The organism is Paracoccus sp. MKU1 (genome assembly GCF_001447385.1).
Classification (GTDB): Bacteria; Pseudomonadota; Alphaproteobacteria; order Rhodobacterales; family Rhodobacteraceae; genus Paracoccus.
In genome coordinates, this window is sequence record NZ_LLWQ01000009.1 from 1 (window position 1) to 2980 (window position 2980).

2 protein-coding genes and 2 pseudogenes are annotated in these 2980 nt (G+C 50.5%); 3 read left to right on the plus strand and 1 reads right to left on the minus strand.

Translation table 11 applies throughout. The features are described 5' to 3' along the window. The 3 genes and pseudogenes from AQY21_RS29235 to AQY21_RS00950 all read left to right on the plus strand — a co-directional run. Nucleotides 1-482 (plus strand): hypothetical protein (locus AQY21_RS29235; protein WP_203416311.1); only part of this gene is annotated, 482 nt, incomplete at its 5' end. Nucleotides 483-731: 249 nt separating this feature from the next. Further along, nucleotides 732-1868, plus strand: coding sequence for a flagellar hook-length control protein FliK (locus AQY21_RS27325; RefSeq protein ID WP_161905858.1), 1137 nt, complete (start codon nt 732-734; stop codon nt 1866-1868). Nucleotides 1869-1914: 46 nt separating this feature from the next. Next, a pseudogene (locus tag AQY21_RS00950) lies at nt 1915-2115 on the plus strand (flagellar hook capping FlgD N-terminal domain-containing protein); the annotation flags it as partial. A 640-nt stretch (nt 2116-2755) separates the two neighbouring features. Here the strand turns inward: AQY21_RS00950 and AQY21_RS27330 are convergent. Then, nucleotides 2756-2980 (minus strand): annotated as a pseudogene (locus tag AQY21_RS27330) (hypothetical protein); the annotation flags it as partial.

The following is a 2980-nucleotide window of genomic DNA, read 5'->3' on the forward strand; positions in this document are numbered from 1 at the left end:
AAATTTATTCAAAATCGCCTTTCCTGCTGACGAACAAGGTGATTTCCGGTCTTACGGCCTTGACGATCATAGGTTTCCAGATGACGCCACAAGGTCCTGATCTCGGCAAATTGACGCTGTGCGGCCGCCACTCCGTCGCGCGCGGCGCCAGCAAGAACCTGGACCTCATACAGCGTGTCTCTGCATCTTTCAGCATATTCCATTCTAAACTGACCGGAAAGAATAAGGCGCTCAAATTCCTCAATTTTTTCTATAGCTTGGTCGGTTCGAAACGCAAGGAGTTCACTCCGCGCTTCCTCTATCAGGTGCAAGGCCTTCATCATCTACTTACGTTGCCGCGGCGTAGAGGCGCATATCAATTCGTCGGGCGATCGCTTCAGCGTAAGCGTCGTTTAGCATGCTTGCGAGCTGCGATTCACCGATTCCGCCGCCAAAATTATCCGCATGTTCCCCAGGACCTGCGTATTTTAACATTTCAGTAAGGAATGCCTGTTCGAGGCCGTCCGCTAAACCCAGATTCCGTGCACTTGTGGCCATGCTTGCCCCTACTGCTTGAACTCTATCCAAGCTGGCTCCTCCTATGGATAAAACTTTCAACAACAGATGACTTTATCTAGTATAAGTAAATATTTGGTAATCTTACTATGGTAATGTGTAGGAGATTGACCAAGATAGAGGAAGTGGGGGTGGGAACAGATTTCGTATGCCTACATGTAGGCAAAGTTGCGACGGTGACGCAGGCCAACCCCATGGAAGAGGTCGGTAACTTTGGATCTCCTGAGTTTGCAAAGTTGTTCGAGATACCGCTATCCGACGCCATTGCGGTGGAACTGGTCGAAGCATCGTCTGGTGTCAAAGCCTTCGATGAAGATGAAGCGCTCTGTGATACCAATGATTCGATCGATCATGTGACCTTATGGATATCGGAAAGTCCTGAAAGTCACTTATCCAGCGGAGGCTCGGAACTTGGATATCGAAGTGTTCAGAATTCCACTCAACTTAATACTTGGATGGAGCAATCGCAGAGCAGGGATATAGCTCTTGATGCGACGGAAATTGTTGGGGAGCAAATAGGGCGGGTTGAGGTGAGGGTGCACTGCTCCTCGAATCAACCGAGATTCGATCATGAAATTTTATCAAGCAAAGAGCATTCCGCACGTGCTTTTTTCTTGGGAGGCATCTATCATCGTGGCGCGCTAGAATGTAGGAGCGATGATCTTCCATCGGGAATATCATCAGAAGACAGAGAAAGTAGAGATGGTTTATCTATTCAGTGGGATTACGGGGTGCTGCCGAAGTCATCAAATCACTTTAATGACCCTTATAAGTTTTCTTCTAGGGATTGTGAAGATGATCTTGATCCTGGGTTCCTAGATCAGGCAGCCATCCGGCTTAGTGGCTTTGATGTGCAGGTATTGGCTTCCGCTAATGGGGATTATATGGGAAGAAGCGGTAAGTTTCTAGAATTACAGGCAAAACGGATCGCTCGCGAAATATTTGATGGTGTCTCAGAAAATAGGGATAGCTTAGTTGAAATTTTACTTGATCCAATGGAGCTTGGGAGGGTTCGGATATCGATCTCATCAGGCGACAGGGTTGCGGTGGCCGTTCTTGCCGATCAGAAAGAAACATACATTCTCTTGAAGCAGAATGTGGAACTGCTAGAACAGGAGCTCCGAAGCGTTGGGATTTCAGGTGCTGATATTTCCTTCTCAACCGGGAAAGACGGGGAGAAGGCGAAGCGCACTCCGTCGGGAAAAAGCTCGGATTTGGGAGATGGTTCTCAGCATCAGCTATCTGTCCCAGATATGAGACGGTCAAGTGCTGCAAAGATCTCGAACGAACTGGGCATTGATATCAGGATATAGGATGTTATCGGTGGTAAACATGAATACATCGCCTGCAATTAGCGGAATGAATGCGGGAAAATATCAATTTGAGAATAAGATTGAAACAGCAGAATATGCGAATCAGTTCGAGGTTTTCTTGAAGATGTTGACCACGCAGATCAAGAATCAAGACCCTTTGAACCCAATGGAAAACACGGAGTTTGCCGTTCAGCTTGCGACATTCACGGGCGTAGAGCAGCAGGTGCAGACAAACCTGCTATTGACGCAGCTTTTGCAGGTTGCCAACGGAGGAGAGCGTGCTCAAGTCTCACAATGAATCAGCCGCTGTTTCTCCCTCCCCCCTGAACGGGCCCGCATTGAAGTATGATTTTGGTCGAGAAGGAGGAGGAGCGCAATGGCAAATATGCGACACAAGCCCGACGAGATTGTGACGAAACTGCGGCAGGTTGGAGCGTTGAGCGGCCAGAAGATGGCGATGGCGGATTCGGTACGCTAGATCGGGGTTTCCGAGCTGATGTATTATAGGTGGCGCAACCAGTATGGCGGCACGAGCCGGGACCAGCTTCGCCAGTTAAAACCGGGCGAGGGCACCGTTGCGCTGGCCCGCCGCTATGGTCGCTACAGAAATCGTGAGATCGCGGACCTCCTGCATAACCAGGCGGGCTGGACATGTTTGGTCCTACGATTTCATCTCTGTAAGCGGCACTTGGCCCCGACCTTCCAGCCTTGGTCCTGATCGGCTCCTTGGAGCGTTGTGATGATTCGGACGGAGCTTCTCCATGGAGGCTAGATTGGAAGTTATCCCGGCCGGTGGCCGAAGCCGCCGGAACCGGAAGTGGCCGGATAAGGTGAAAGCGCAGATCGTGGTAGAAACGCTGATGCCTAGTGTCCAGGCTCATTGAGTTTCACAGCCAGAACAAGACGGTTGCGGCTAGCATGATCGCAGAGAAGAAGGTTTCCGGGCACCGGTCGTATCGGGTCGCGACGTATGAGGAGGATCAGAAAACAGTCCGGGGGACTGTTTTCCCGACGATTGGCCAATCCTTCAGGCGGCCGAACATGATCTCGATGCGGTTGCGCCGTTTGTAGCGCCTCTTGTCGTATTTCACCGCCTTCTTGCGAGACTTCCG